Origin of the sequence: Massilia orientalis (genome assembly GCF_030411975.2) — a bacterium.
GTDB classification, from domain to species: Bacteria; Pseudomonadota; Gammaproteobacteria; order Burkholderiales; family Burkholderiaceae_D; genus Telluria; species Telluria orientalis.
In genome coordinates this window covers 19,916-32,150 of sequence record NZ_JASNRB020000013.1, presented here as the reverse complement: position 1 = coordinate 32,150, position 12,235 = coordinate 19,916, and the positions used below count along the sequence as shown (strand labels likewise).

Sequence of the window (12,235 nt, the reverse complement as noted above, 5' to 3'; positions counted from 1 at the left end):
ACGTCCGGACCCGCCCAGTGCTGCCAGCCCTCATCCCCCACCGCGCGCTAGCCCATCGCCGATCAAACGGACCACATGCTGCGATGGGTTAGCGCGGTATCGCATCCATCATGTACACCGATACGTAATGGTTCGCACCGCCATGCCTCGATCCAGAGGCCGGACCGAGGTGACCAGACCCGCCTACGAGTCTCGCTTCGCACGCTTGTCGGCGAGGCTTGTGGCGGCTGCGGTCGTCGCGCCGCCGGCGAGAGCTCCGGTGGCGGTGACGATCGCGGTACCGCCCGCCATGCCGGCGCCGCCCGCAGCGAGACTGCCTCCGCCGATCGCCGCGAGCCCTGCGGAACTTGCCGCTGCCCCTGAGAGCGTGCCGCCGGCCGCGCCGAAACCAGCGACGCTCGCCAGGGCGCCAACCGTCGGTGCCGCCGCGAGCGCCAACCCTCCAGTGAGCGCCGTGCCAACGGCAACCACGGCCGTCTTGCCGGGGTTCTCGGCGACGAAGTTAGCCGCGTCGCTGAGCGCGTCCATGCCCGTGTCTACGATGGAAAGAAGCGAATCGGTAAAGGAATCCAGAAATGACATTTCAATCTCCTTGCGGTATCGAGCAGCAGCTCGGTTTGAATTAATCGGCACCCGACGTGGGGGCTGTCGTCCCGCTCGCGCACACTGGGAGACAACTGTTCGCAGTGTATCTATGTAATTTTTTACACAAACACCTTTTTTGAATTCCCATATAGATCGCCCGGATATTCGCTTGAGCAGCCTGCTGGTGGTACAGCGTGCAGTCGGGGGCAGTCGGGCGCCGAGCCGCCTGCACGGCGCACGCTGGTGCCGGGGTCGCCGCATCTCGCTGCCTCACCCGAGTGGCCTCGACACTCAGTCGCTCTAGCGACACTGGTTGCGGCCGTGCCACCGTCGCGGCCCTGCCATTGCCGGAGATTCCAATGCGCGATGACATGTCCACGGCTGACGCGCCGCTCGTACTCCACCGATCACCTTGAACTTTGTGGCACGTACCTGCTGCGCTCCAATACCTATAGCCATCGTAGGGGACAGCTGGTGACGGAGGCGCGCAGCCGCATCGCACAGTCTGGCAGGTGCTCACGTCAAGACAATCTGTTGCGAGCCTGACTCATGCCGCGGTCTGGCGCCATTTCACTTCCCACGACTAAACGTCAGCCCACGTCGTCAACTTCGTTAATGCTCGCTTACAGCGGCGATGACGATCAGTTCTACGGTACCATTGCAAATCCAATCCTCAAGCGCGGCGACGCGCCCGACATCGGCCGGGAGCCGACGCAAGGAGCCACATGGCCCAGTTCAATCCTTCATCGAAACACCCTGCACGCGCGCTGCAGGCCTGGATTATTCTCGTAGGCGCCGCAAGGAATCGCCAGACGCTGACGTACGAAGGCTTGTCGGTCAAGATGTACCAGAAAAAGGCCGCTGGCGTGCTGGACAAGATCCTCGGCCACGTCGCCTTTTACTGCATTCAGCAGGGCCTTCCGCCGCTGACCTCGATCGTGGTGGGCAAGGGGCGGGGCACGCCGGGCCAGGATATTCCTCTCGACATCGCTGCACTCGACGGCGAGCGCGAACGCGTCTATACCTACGATTGGTACGATGAGTATCCGCCTACCCCCGACCAGCTCGCTGCAGCCCTCCAAGCAGGGACGGCACCGCCGGTCAAACTCCCGCGTGCACGGCCGCGGCGCGTGAAATAAGCCAGCGAGGCGAACCGCCTAAGGACACTCCCAGAACCAGCACTCGACCGCGTGCCAGTACACGTGCCCGCCCTCACATGCAACGCGATGGTGCTCGTCGTGGCAAACCAGGTCGATATGCCCCTGTGGATCAAACGGCCCCCACAGGCTGACAAAGCGAATCACGCCGCGGCGGTCACTTACTCGCTCACGTAGAAGGGCGGCTGCAAACTTCTCGGGCTGGCCCCAGATGTTGATCAGGTCTTGAGCCAGGGCCTCTTGCTTGATCTCGATGTACTCGCCACGATGTTTGCCGGCCTCCACTCGCAGGAAACCGCCCGGCAGGCGGATGCCAGCGCCAAGGAGTGCGAGGCTCACGCGGATCGCGCAGGTGTTACGCCACTGGGAGTCGAGCACCTTGTCGGTATGACCGATCCAGCGCCAGAGCTCTTCCGGAGGGACGTTGAACGGATCGGGAAAGTGCATACGCAGCACTGCATAGGGTGGGGGGTTAGTGCGCATGGCGCCCTCCTGGATTAGATGCAGCACCCATCGGGCGGGCAAGGCCAGCGTATTTGCCACATCCGGACGAGCAGCTCCGCCGCGCGAACCTTCTGCTGCGTGGCCGGCAGCTTGCGTAGGTACGCAACGACGTCCGCGCGCATGGTCTCAGGTGGCTGCTTGCGCAGCTTCACGTGCTTGCGGCTGGTGTAGCACCACAGCCCGCTCTCCGTCGCATCGTACACGCCCTTGATGTACTCGACGGCGCCCTCGTCACCCCGCTCCAGCTGGCGGAGAAGCTGCGCACCGGTGCGCCACGGCGACGGTGCTGGGACCGACTTGGCCGGCGTCCCAGGCATGATGAAAGGATGCTCGTCCTCCTGTGTCGATGATGCAGCAGAGACGGAAGCTGCTGCCAGCACCACGGCCACCGCGGCGCCGTGCCAGGCACTCAATGCGCTCGCCATCACGCTACCCTATTCGTTGCGAGATCCCAACCGCCAGCCGTGTTACCGCCGGCGCCGCCCGCGATCCTCTGCTGGGTATATCTCCACTTCACTTTCGAAAACTTCATACCGATCTGATCGACCATACCAATTGCAGTCGACACCGACTGCGCTATGTCGCCGATTACTACGTTGTCGAGCTCGACCTCGTAGTATTTCACGCGGTCGCCCTGTCCGTCGGCGCGGAAGAACTCGAATTTCGCCTTCGGTATCGTCTTGCCCATCGCGCAGTGCTGGGCGAGGATTGGCGAGGCCAAATCGCAGAGCTTCGTGAAGGACACGTCCGACAGTTCGGCGCGCTCGGCTGTGTGGCCACCGGAGGTCGATGACGTCGCACTCTTCGGTTGGTGCAGTCTCCAGGTAACCGACTGGCACTCGATCCAACCCGTGTGCTGGCTGTCGCTTGACTCTCCTTTGACCCCGTCGATCTGCAAATACACATCGATTGCCATCGAGTTCTCCAGATTTAATGAACGAGCCACGATTGTGGTTCACGGCCGAGTTCGTTGTATTGGCGCCGGACACGAATTCCGTGACGCATCACATATGGCTTGATTCAAGTCACACTGATGCACCTCGCGCCTACCACCCGTGCTGGCATCCCCGCGCGCAGCGTACGCATGCCGCGCTTAGCCAGCGTTGCTACCGCAGTCAGTCTAAAAAATCGCCGCACGGCAATCTTTTCCTCTTCGGTTTACCGCCCTGATCGTTTATACTGTATAAAAACACAGCTCAAAATGACAACATGTGCGCAGCTTCTGTACCTTCTGGGCAAGTATTTCAGCCAAACGGCGTAGTGCCGGCGGCGATGCCAAATGTATGGCTAGCCAGCGAACTTGCCCGGTCCCGCCGCCCAAGCATTCCCACCGGACACGCGGATCTGGATAGCGAACTACCTGACGATGGTTGGCCACGCTCGGTTCTGACGGAGCTACTACTGCAACAACCGGGGATCGGCGAACTACAGCTCCTCAAGCCAGTGCTGGCAGCTTTATCCTGTCGGCAGCGCGTTGCACTCGTGCAGCCGCCCTATATCCCCCACGCACTGGCTGCAATGACTTGGGGCCTCGATGTGTCGCGCCTGATTTGGGTCCAGCCTGAGAACACTGCTGACGCTCTCTGGTCCACCGAGGAGCTTCTGAAAAACGGTGGATTCGGAGCCATACTGCTGTGGCAACGCGACGTACGTAGCGAACACTTGCGCCGGCTTCATCTGGCAGCGCAAAGAACCGAGACCTGGCTCTGGTTGCTACGACCGCTCGCCAGCGCCGTGGAGCCTTCGCCGGCACCGCTACGCCTCGCGCTGCGACCTGCAGACGGCGGCACGCTGGTCGAGATCGTGAAGCCTCGCGGTCCAGCGGCCGATGAGCCAATTTTCATTGAGTTGGCCGAAATGCCGCGCCGTCGTCACCCCGTGGAGACCGACCATGCACCTTCTGTTCAGCGTGTACCTGCCCCTGTTGCCGTTACAGGCGCTGCGTCCGTCCTGGTCTGAGCCTGGCCCCTACGTTGTGATCGACAACGAACGCGTCTTGGTCGCCGCGCCGGACGCGCTGACGCTGGGCGTCCGGCCAGGCATGCGCAGCGGCGGCGTCGCAGCTGTAGCTCCAGAAGCCATCGCGCTCGAGCGCGACTTGCAGCGCGAGAAAAGCATGCTCGACGCCGCCGTGCTGGCCCTGTACAGATTTACGCCTGATATTGCGCTCGAACCCAGTTTCGGACTACTCCTGGATGTTGGCCCGAGCCTTACGCTCTTCAACGGCGCGCCAGCGCTCTCGCGTCAGGTGGTGGCAGCGCTTTCCCGACTGGGCTTGACCGTACAACTGGGTGTAGCGCCGACGGCGGCCGGCGCTTGGCTGCTGGCGCGCCGCGGGCGCCAGAAGCATGGTCAATACCGCGCGCGCGTGCTCAAGACAAACACGCTGATACGTGAACTTGATCGCGCGCCCTGTACGCTGCTCCCGGCAGCGCAGCCGCATGCCGAATGGCTGTCCGGCGTGGGCGCGCGCGACCTCGGCGCGCTGCGCCGTCTGCCGCGGGTCGGCCTCATCCGCCGCACGAGCACGCAATTGGCTGACGCGCTAGACCGGGCTTACGGCGACGTGCCCGAACTACACCGATGGCTTAGCGTCCCGGAGACCTTTGCGGCCACGATCGAGACCTGCGAGCGTGTAGAGCACGCGGAGGCACTGATGGAAGGCGCCTCCCGCTTGATTCTCCAGATGGTCGGCTGGCTGACCGTGCGACAGCTAGCGGTATCGGCGTTTACCGTGCAGATGCTGCACGAGCGCGGCCGCGCCGCAATTGCGCCGACGCCGCTGACGATCATGCTCGCGGATCCGGCCTGGGAAGAAGCGCACCTACTGCGCCTGCTTAAAGAGCGCCTGGCCAAAATCGAACTGACGGCCTCGGTCATCGGCTTGCGACTGGAAGCGAACCACGTGCAGCCGATGGCCCCGCCAAACCTAACCCTCTTTCCCGAGCCCGGCGGAAGCCCGTCCGACATGCTGCGGCTGATGGAGCTACTGACCGCGCGCCTGGGATCTGACCGAGTGCTAGCACCCATGTTCGAGGACGACCATCGGCCTGAGGTCTACAACCGCTGGACGCCGGCGACACTGAAGCCGCCGGCTATAGCCGCGATTGAAGAACCGCCGGACCGACCATTCTGGTTGTTCAAACAGCCGATCCGGCTCATCCTGCGCAACGACCGCCCGTTCTACGGCAGCCCGCTGACCTTGATCCGCGGCCCGGAACGCATTGAGGGCGGTTGGTGGGACGACGGTACCGCTGCCCGCGATTACTACGTCGCCCAAGGCACCGATGCAGCGTGCTTCTGGATCTACCAGGAACGCACAGGCGACATGCAGTGGTACCTGCACGGATTGTTTGCATGAACGGCGGCGCGCACCCGTACCTGCCGGACTACGCGGAGCTTCAGTGCGTGTCTCATTACACGTTCCTGCGCGGCGCTTCCGCACCGGAGGAGCTGGTGGAGCGTGCCGCTACCCTCGGCTATCGCGCGCTGGCGATTGCCGACGAATGCACGCTTGCCGGCGTCGTGAAGGCCCATATCGCGGCAAAGGAGGCCGACCTGCATCTGCTGATCGGCAGCCAGATGACGGTGACGCCAGAGGACGGCAGCGCACCGTTCGACTTGTTGATCCTGGCGATGAATCGTAACGGTTACGGCAATCTCAGCGAACTGATCACGGTCGCGCGGCGGCGCGCCGAAAAGGGCAAGTACCTGGTGCGTCCGCGCGATATCGCGGCGCCGCCGGCGGACTTGGTCGCGCTGCGTGGCCTGCCCGATTGCCAGCTGATCCTGCTACCGCGGTATGGGGCGCCTGTCGCGGTACTGGCCAGGCCGGCGGCCTGGCTCCTGCAGCAGGCGCCTGGGCGTGCGCGCATCGCGCTGACGCTCCACTTCCGATCGAAGGACGATACCCACAAGGCCAACGTCTACGCCATCGCCGAGCAATACGGCCTGCCGGTCGTGGCAACCGGCGACGTCGTGATGCATGTCCGCTCCTGCAAGCCTCTGCAGGACACGATGACAGCAATCCGCCTCGGCATACCAGTTGCGAAATGCGGGTGGAAGTTGGCGCCCAATGCGGAGCAGCACCTGCGATCGCGTGTCCGGCTCGGCAACCTGTATCCGCGCGCCGCCCTGAATGAGACGCTGAATGTGGTGCGTCAATGCACGTTTTCGCTTGACGAGCTGCGCTACGAATATCCTCACGAGCTGGTGCCGGAGGGCGAAACCGCCACCACCTATCTTCGGCGCGAGGCCTATCTCGGTGCCTACTGGCGGTACCCGCAGGGCGTCCCTCCCAACGTACAGGACTTGCTCGAGCGCGAACTCGCCCTGATCGCCGAGATGGCGTACGAATCGTACTTTCTGACCGTGTACGACATCGTGCGCTTCGCGCGCGCCAACAAAATCCTGTGCCAAGGCCGCGGCTCTGCCGCCAACAGTGCGGTGTGCTACTGCCTCGGCGTCACCGAGGTCGATCCAGCACGCGGCACGCTGCTGTTCGAGCGATTCATCTCGAAGGAAAGGAACGAGCCACCGGACATCGACATCGACTTCGAGCATCAGCGCCGTGAGGAGGTGATCCAGTACATCTACCGCAAATATGGCCGCGAACGCGCTGCGCTGACGGCTGTGGTGATCAGTTACCGCGCGAAAAGCGTTTTACGCGATGTCGGCACCGCCCTCGGCGTAGACCTTTCAATCGTCGACGCAGTAGCGAAGGCCGGCAGCAGTTGGGCGCCACGCGCCGAGCTACGCGCGCGCATGGTGAGTTGTGGCCTAGCGCCAGACTCGTCGATCGCGGACAAATGGTCGACCTTGGCCGAGCGCATGATGCGCTTCCCGCGCCACATGAGCCAGCACCCTGGCGGATTCGTCATCTCGCATTCGAAACTATCGCGTCTGGTTCCGGTCGAGAACGCGTCGATGGACGACCGCACTATCGTCCAGTGGGACAAGGACGACCTCGATGCCGTTGGGCTGCTTAAAATTGATATCCTCGCCCTGGGCATGCTGTCGGCGATCCGCCGCACGCTGGCCCTGGTCGCGGATCGGCGCGGCCACCCGTTCGAGCTGGCCGACGTGCCGCACGAGGACCCGGCCACCTATGAGATGATCTGCCAGGCCGACACGGTCGGTGTGTTTCAGATCGAGAGCCGTGCCCAGATGTCAATGCTACCGCGCTTGCAGCCCCGCACGTTCTACGACCTGGTGATCGAGGTCGCGATTATTCGTCCGGGCCCGATCCAGGGCGGCATGATCCATCCCTTCCTGCGCCGGCGCGAGGGCGCCGACCCGGTTGTCTACCCGAGCAAGGAAATGGAGAGCGTGCTATCCCGCACCTTGGGCATCCCCATCTTCCAGGAACAGGTGATGCAGATCGCGATGGTCGCCGCGGGCTTCACGGCCGGCCAGGCCGACGCGCTGCGTCGCGCGATGGCCGCATGGAAGAGGAAGGGCGGACTCGAGCAGTTCGAAGAAAAGCTCATGGCCGGCATGGCCGACCGCGGCTACGATGAGGAATTCGCCGCGTCAGTCGTCGGCCAGATCCGTGGATTCGCTGAATACGGATTTCCGGAATCGCACGCGGCCAGCTTCGCCTTGCTTGCGTACGCGTCCAGCTGGCTGAAGTGCCATGAACCTGAAGCGTTTCTCGCAGCCCTGTTGAACAGCCAACCGATGGGCTTCTACAGCCCTTCACAGCTGGTCCAAGACGGACGTCGGCATGGCGTCACGGTGCTGCCCGTCGACGTCGCCGTGAGCGGATGGGAGGCGAGCCTGGAAGCGTCCCAGGGCGATAGGCCTGCCGTGCGCTTGGGCCTGAACCAGGTCCGCGGCCTCGAGCGCGACGCCGCATGGCGCATCGAGGAGGCCCGGTCAGTGGCCGCGTTCAAGGACTTGCACGACCTGGCATTGCGCGCGAATCTGGCGCAGCGCGATCTCACGCTGCTGGCCAGCGCAGACGCACTCGCGACGTTGACAGGGAACCGGCGCGAGGCCCTATGGAGCGCCGCTGGCGGCGCTCTCGGAAAAGGGCTGTTGAAGTGCGCGGTGATCGAGGAGGAACACGTGCCGTTGCAGGCGCCGACCGAAGCGGAAAATACGTTGACCGACTATCGCCACCTCGGCCTCACGCTGGGCAAGCATCCGATGACGTTCCTGCGCGAGCGACTGCACTTCCAGAGATTCACCACAGCTGAGGACCTTCGTCTCTTTCAGAACAACCAGCTTGCTCGCGGCTGCGGCATCGTCACCGTCCGACAGCGGCCGGAGACCGCGAACGGAACCGTCTTCCTGACGCTCGAAGACGAAACTGGCAACGTCAACGTGATCGTCTGGCCCGGTCTCGTTGAAACCCAGCGCCGTGAAGTGATGAACGCTTCGCTGCTGGGCGTTTATGGCCAGTGGCAGTGCACGAACAATGTGCGGCACCTGGTCGCCAAACGGCTCGTTGACCTGTCTCACCTCCTTGGTGAGCTCGAAACTCGCAGCAGGGACTTCCATTAGGTCATCCTCTGCAATGCCTCACGTCACCGCTTCACCACTCCGATCTCGCGGAGCTCATACACATGCTTCGGACCATCGAGCTTCACATAGCGCCACGTCGTCAGGCCGATGGCAATCGCGACTTTCTTTGCAGTGTCCTTGTCCCCGAAGCCGGGCACGACCTCCAAGTCGAGGTGATCCAGCAGCGTGAACTGCCCAGGCTCGAGAGAAAGTATATCCTTTGGCGTCTTCAAGGGCACCACGTACCATCGGACCTTCGCATCGATCGTAGCCAAAATATAGGCCATCTCGCTTCCTCAGTTAGATCACTTTTGGGCAAAAGCTATCGAAATTACCGCTCGCGTCACCCAATGTCGTTCGTAGCTGCCGGCCGCTGCTTGGCTATCGGCAGCAGGTTGTTCCGGCGCCGGCCGGGTGCCGCCACGTTCTAGTGTGGCCGATCGAAGCCAATCAGGTCCAGATAGCAACGCATCTTCTGGGGGCTCTCCCAGTGCGCAAAATACCGCGAGCTGTCCCAGAGCTCTCCAATCGTCTCGCCGCTGTCGTCGCGCAAAACGATGGCACGTTCCACTTCGGCATTGGCCATGTGCAGATGGATGAATTCCCATACTGCCTCCAGGCCGACGTCGTCGCCAAATTCCTTCAAGTTGTCGCCCACTGCCGCCTGGATGATCGCCATTATGCCTCCTCAATTCGTGTTGGTCACCACGAGCCCCATCGTTCGTCATCTCGATACTGCGGCAAGTCAACCTGAAGATCCGTCGAGGTGTCGTCCTCCAGCATCGGCCCAAGATAACTATCCCACTCGTCCTGCAACATCACGGCCTCTTCTTCGCCGCACGGCAGCGGCTCGAAAGCGTTATCAAGCCGCGCAGCCATGATGCCAGGAGCAACGGTGCCAGGAGAATCGGATTCACTTAGCCAAGCCGGCGCCGGCGCATTGCCCGGCAAATCACTCGGCCAGATCTGGTAATCCCAGTCGTCATTCTTGTTCATTCGGCGCCGTACCGTAACCGTCTTCTCCTGGCTCATGCTTGCTCCATCGCTCGGGCTCGGCTGCCATTATACGAACCGGGTTCGAGCCGGGCCAGAAAAAAGCACCGACGCGGGGTCATGCCCGCGTGCTCGCCAACTGCCAGCTACGCGCCCGGCCGCAGCGGGACGACGTCGCACTCCTCCTCGGCGTCCAGCACCAGACCTTCGCCCTCGCCTTGGTCATCCAGTTCGCCGGACAAATTCATGGCCGGCGTCCAGATGCCGTCGTACGGCCGGCCGCGGCAGGCGGCCAGCTCGGTCAGGTTGCGTACGATCGGGTCTTCGCGATCGCCAAGGCGCCCAGGGCAGAGCCGGTCCAGCGCGAACACGACCACGTTTCCGTTGCCGATGTCGCGCGACAGCATGCGCCAACCGGGCAGGATGGTGTAGCCGATGTTCTTCAGCGCGTGCCCGGCGCGCACGCGCAGCTCGTAATCCGAGAGTTCGCGGCTCTCCCAGTCGATCTCGTTTGTCGTGAGCCTGACCACGCCGAGCCGACGCGCCACCTCGGGAACGATGCCCCAGATCAGGCGCGCGTTGTACGTGCATTCGCCTGGCGCCAGCTGCGGCGCCGCGGACTGCGCTTCGCGCGCGGCCGCGAGCAGCGCCGCCGCCAGCCAGGCGTTGCCGAGGCCGTACAGCCGCAGCACCTCGCGACGATCCTGTTCGATGCGCGCGCGGGCTTCAGGTGACAAAAGCGCGTTGAAGATACTCATGGCGTCACCAAGTAGGCGGGTAAGCCGGCATGGTCACCCACAGCGCGCGTCATTGGCAGGTAGCCCGTGCGCGCCTCCTCGATCACATAGACGCCTTCCCGCTGCACATAGAAAACTGGGCGGCTCTCGATCTGTGCGATCTGGATCGCCTTTTCTTTGTATCCCAGCACGCGCACGTCGTCGATCGAACAGCCATCGACACTGACGAACCGCTCTACCAGCTCTTCGCGGGTCAGGCTCGGGAGCGCAACGTCGTTGTGGTTCACGAAGCGACGGGCGTCGTTGCCAAACGCGCGAAGGCGTGCCCATTCAGCATCTGGTATCGCCTGCAGGTGCCGCAGCACCTCGACTTCGAACGCCTTCGCTGCGGCCGCCGGTTGCTGCGCCTCGCATGTGGCATGCGCACGCGATGTATCGCCGATAGAAGCAGAAGACTTCATCGACATCTCCTCAGCAGCCCGGCGCCATGCCGAGAGCCTCTTCTTCGTTTTCGTCGTCGAGCGCGTGATCGTATTGCTCCTGTTGCTGGCCCAAGAGCGGCGCGCACGCATCGACCGACTTGAACTTCAGCTGCGACGCGACGCAGTGTTCCAGGCGACGGTCGTTGCGGATGCCCTTGTAGCGGGGCTGGGCCAGGCCGCCGGAAGGGTAAGCGTACAGGTATTCGACGTCGACGATCGCACCCACCGGCGGCACGTCGTAATTGGCCGGGATCGTGACCTTCTTGAGCGACACCGGCTGGCCATCGGCGCCCAGGGCGGCGACGTTGACGCTGCGCTTACCGCTGTCATGGCTCTCCACATAGACGGTCACGCGATCCAGGTAGGGGAACTTGAACTGGTCGTCGCCCACGCCCGGCGTGTACGGCGCGGACTTGAGCTTGCCGACCAGGCCTTCGCCGCCGCGGGCGCGCACTTCCTTGTCCAGCTCGAGGGCGGCCTCGGGCGTGGTCGCGATCGCCACCGACACCCAGGACGAAGACGGCGCCGCGTGCAGCAGCTGCTGCAGCGCCAGCCAGCGGTGCTCGCACCCGCGGTGCCCATTCGGATCGTCGTCCGTGGCCACCAGATCGAACGCGGCGTAGCGGCCCTGGCCCATATCCTCGCCGTCGAGCACGACAAACGGGAGCGGCAGCGCGGCGACGGCGTCGGCCAGGCCCTTCGGGATCGGGACAATCAGACCATCGCGATTCGTCCCGATCACCGTCACCACGGCAGCAGGACCAGAACCCTCGGTGGTTTTGCGGATCATGCGGCGTTCGCCGTCTTTTTTCTCCTGCCACAGGTAGGACGGATCCTCCATGCGCTGGTAGACCAGCGCCTCCGAGATGGATTTCAGCAGCTGCGGCGCCAGGCCGGAGACGCGGTCGGCCTGCACCGGGCTCTGGTATTCGACGCCCGCGGCCTGGGACACGTAGCCGCCCTTGGCCGACATCTTCTCCTTCAGCGTCTGGTCAAACACCTTCTTCGCCTGGTCGTACGGCACGGCGCCCTCGATCTTCTCCTTCTTCTTGAGGGCAGCGCCATGCTTGCCGTTCTCGTAGAACAGGCGCCACAGACCGGCGCCGGCCGCGTCCTGCTCCAGGTGAAGGTTGTAATCCTTGTCGGCGCCGTCTTTCTGGGAGCGCAGATAAACGTGCTCTTCGCTTTGCTGGGTCATGGTCGGTCCATCGAATTGGTGAAGGCTTGATGGTATTGAGCCCGGCGCGACGTGGTTGCAGACGGTTACGCC

General features: G+C 63.4%; 14 protein-coding genes. 4 read left to right on the top strand and 10 right to left on the bottom strand.

Annotated elements, in window-relative coordinates:
- Positions 1–183: 183 nt before the first annotated feature.
- Positions 184–582, bottom strand: coding sequence for a hypothetical protein (locus tag QPK29_RS20410; RefSeq protein WP_371771080.1), 399 nt, complete (start codon positions 580–582; stop codon positions 184–186).
- A 728-nt stretch (positions 583–1,310) separates the two neighbouring features.
- On the opposite strand from QPK29_RS20410, the gene QPK29_RS20405 reads away from it, so the two are divergent.
- Positions 1,311–1,724, top strand: coding sequence for a hypothetical protein (locus tag QPK29_RS20405; RefSeq protein ID WP_371771079.1), 414 nt, complete (start codon positions 1,311–1,313; stop codon positions 1,722–1,724).
- Positions 1,725–1,742: 18 nt separating this feature from the next.
- Here the strand turns inward: QPK29_RS20405 and QPK29_RS20400 are convergent, their stop codons facing one another.
- The 3 genes from QPK29_RS20400 to QPK29_RS20390 form a co-directional block, all read right to left on the bottom strand.
- The gene (locus QPK29_RS20400; RefSeq protein ID WP_371771078.1) at positions 1,743–2,225 is read right to left on the bottom strand and encodes a T6SS effector amidase Tae4 family protein; all 483 of its coding nucleotides are present in this window, start codon (positions 2,223–2,225) and stop codon (positions 1,743–1,745) included.
- A gap of 14 nt (positions 2,226–2,239) precedes the next feature.
- On the bottom strand, positions 2,240–2,563 hold the full coding sequence (locus QPK29_RS20395; RefSeq protein ID WP_371771077.1) for a Rap1a/Tai family immunity protein: 324 nt from the start codon (positions 2,561–2,563) through the stop codon (positions 2,240–2,242).
- Between the two features lie 107 nt (positions 2,564–2,670).
- Positions 2,671–3,162: an Hcp family type VI secretion system effector gene (locus QPK29_RS20390; RefSeq protein ID WP_371771076.1), complete on the bottom strand. Its 492-nt coding sequence runs from the start codon at positions 3,160–3,162 to the stop codon at positions 2,671–2,673.
- A gap of 293 nt (positions 3,163–3,455) precedes the next feature.
- On the opposite strand from QPK29_RS20390, the gene imuA reads away from it, so the two are divergent.
- Genes imuA through QPK29_RS20375 form a run of 3 tightly spaced genes read left to right on the top strand, consistent with a single transcriptional unit; the run spans position 3,456 to position 8,753 of the window.
- Positions 3,456–4,205: a translesion DNA synthesis-associated protein ImuA gene (gene imuA, locus QPK29_RS20385; protein ID WP_371771075.1), complete on the top strand. Its 750-nt coding sequence runs from the start codon at positions 3,456–3,458 to the stop codon at positions 4,203–4,205.
- Positions 4,138–5,607: a Y-family DNA polymerase gene (locus tag QPK29_RS20380; protein ID WP_371771074.1), complete on the top strand. Its 1,470-nt coding sequence runs from the start codon at positions 4,138–4,140 to the stop codon at positions 5,605–5,607. The genes imuA and QPK29_RS20380 overlap by 68 nt, the downstream gene beginning before the upstream one ends.
- Positions 5,604–8,753 (top strand): error-prone DNA polymerase, encoded by a 3,150-nt coding sequence (locus QPK29_RS20375; RefSeq protein WP_371771073.1) that lies wholly within the window; start codon positions 5,604–5,606, stop codon positions 8,751–8,753. Before QPK29_RS20380 ends, QPK29_RS20375 begins: the two co-directional genes overlap by 4 nt.
- 23 nt (positions 8,754–8,776) lie before the next feature.
- Here the strand turns inward: QPK29_RS20375 and QPK29_RS20370 are convergent, their stop codons facing one another.
- The 6 genes from QPK29_RS20370 to QPK29_RS20345 all read right to left on the bottom strand — a co-directional run bounded on the left by QPK29_RS20370 (position 8,777) and on the right by QPK29_RS20345 (position 12,163).
- Positions 8,777–9,040 (bottom strand): hypothetical protein, encoded by a 264-nt coding sequence (locus tag QPK29_RS20370; protein ID WP_371771072.1) that lies wholly within the window; start codon positions 9,038–9,040, stop codon positions 8,777–8,779.
- 140 nt (positions 9,041–9,180) lie between these two features.
- On the bottom strand, positions 9,181–9,432 hold the full coding sequence (locus QPK29_RS20365; protein WP_371771071.1) for a hypothetical protein: 252 nt from the start codon (positions 9,430–9,432) through the stop codon (positions 9,181–9,183).
- 23 nt (positions 9,433–9,455) lie between these two features.
- Positions 9,456–9,785 (bottom strand): hypothetical protein, encoded by a 330-nt coding sequence (locus tag QPK29_RS20360; protein ID WP_371771070.1) that lies wholly within the window; start codon positions 9,783–9,785, stop codon positions 9,456–9,458.
- 107 nt (positions 9,786–9,892) lie between these two features.
- The gene (locus QPK29_RS20355) at positions 9,893–10,483 is read right to left on the bottom strand and encodes a hypothetical protein (RefSeq protein ID WP_400189812.1); all 591 of its coding nucleotides are present in this window, start codon (positions 10,481–10,483) and stop codon (positions 9,893–9,895) included.
- Between the two features lie 17 nt (positions 10,484–10,500).
- Positions 10,501–10,944 (bottom strand): hypothetical protein, encoded by a 444-nt coding sequence (locus QPK29_RS20350; RefSeq protein ID WP_371771068.1) that lies wholly within the window; start codon positions 10,942–10,944, stop codon positions 10,501–10,503.
- 10 nt (positions 10,945–10,954) lie between these two features.
- Complete coding sequence (locus tag QPK29_RS20345) at positions 10,955–12,163, bottom strand: hypothetical protein (RefSeq protein ID WP_371771067.1); 1,209 nt, start codon at positions 12,161–12,163, stop codon at positions 10,955–10,957.
- Positions 12,164–12,235 lie beyond the last annotated feature (72 nt).

Excerpts from the sequence above, each read along its gene's own strand:
- QPK29_RS20410 (WP_371771080.1), bottom strand. The coding sequence starts at position 582 with ATGTCATTTCTGGATTCCTTTACCGATTCGCTTCTTTCCATCGTAGAC.
- QPK29_RS20405 (WP_371771079.1), top strand. The coding sequence starts at position 1,311 with ATGGCCCAGTTCAATCCTTCATCGAAACACCCTGCACGCGCGCTGCAG.
- QPK29_RS20400 (WP_371771078.1), bottom strand. The coding sequence starts at position 2,225 with ATGCGCACTAACCCCCCACCCTATGCAGTGCTGCGTATGCACTTTCCC.
- QPK29_RS20395 (WP_371771077.1), bottom strand. The coding sequence starts at position 2,563 with ATGCCTGGGACGCCGGCCAAGTCGGTCCCAGCACCGTCGCCGTGGCGC.
- QPK29_RS20390 (WP_371771076.1), bottom strand. The coding sequence starts at position 3,162 with ATGGCAATCGATGTGTATTTGCAGATCGACGGGGTCAAAGGAGAGTCA.
- imuA (WP_371771075.1), top strand. The coding sequence starts at position 3,456 with ATGTGCGCAGCTTCTGTACCTTCTGGGCAAGTATTTCAGCCAAACGGC.
- QPK29_RS20380 (WP_371771074.1), top strand. The coding sequence starts at position 4,138 with ATGCACCTTCTGTTCAGCGTGTACCTGCCCCTGTTGCCGTTACAGGCG.
- QPK29_RS20375 (WP_371771073.1), top strand. The coding sequence starts at position 5,604 with ATGAACGGCGGCGCGCACCCGTACCTGCCGGACTACGCGGAGCTTCAG.
- QPK29_RS20370 (WP_371771072.1), bottom strand. The coding sequence starts at position 9,040 with ATGGCCTATATTTTGGCTACGATCGATGCGAAGGTCCGATGGTACGTG.
- QPK29_RS20365 (WP_371771071.1), bottom strand. The coding sequence starts at position 9,432 with ATGGCGATCATCCAGGCGGCAGTGGGCGACAACTTGAAGGAATTTGGC.
- QPK29_RS20360 (WP_371771070.1), bottom strand. The coding sequence starts at position 9,785 with ATGAGCCAGGAGAAGACGGTTACGGTACGGCGCCGAATGAACAAGAAT.
- QPK29_RS20350 (WP_371771068.1), bottom strand. The coding sequence starts at position 10,944 with ATGAAGTCTTCTGCTTCTATCGGCGATACATCGCGTGCGCATGCCACA.
- QPK29_RS20345 (WP_371771067.1), bottom strand. The coding sequence starts at position 12,163 with ATGACCCAGCAAAGCGAAGAGCACGTTTATCTGCGCTCCCAGAAAGAC.